At 59.7% G+C, this 308-nt stretch carries 1 protein-coding gene; it reads left to right on the top strand.

Annotated features, from left to right (window positions below; genetic code table 11):
* Positions 1-161: 161 nt before the first annotated feature.
* A partial coding sequence (locus AC0IYH_RS30640; protein ID WP_471837925.1) for a thiamine pyrophosphate-binding protein occupies positions 162-308 on the top strand: 147 nt, incomplete at its 3' end.

The raw sequence follows: 308 nt of genomic DNA, 5'->3' as shown, positions 1-308 counted from the left end.
AAGCGCCAATATACGTGGTTCCGGCACCAGCCACCCGCTGACTGGCCGAGATCAGAAAGTTTCTCCCAAGAGACTTTAAATGAAATATTCTGTCTTTCGGGTTGACGCGCAGGAAAGCGTCCTTTAGCGGGACGGCCATTCCCAACAGGTGGAGACGTGACGTGACCGAGCAAAGCGGAGCAGACATCCTCGTCGAGGCGCTGTGCGATCTCGGCGTGGAGGTCGTGTTCGGCTATCCGGGCGGTGCCGTCCTGCCGAGCTACGATGCGCTCTTCCGGTCGGGCCGGATCAAGCACATCCTCGTCCGG

The organism is Pseudomonas sp. AC463 (genome assembly GCF_979253585.1).
This window is presented reverse-complemented; position numbering and strand designations above follow the sequence as displayed.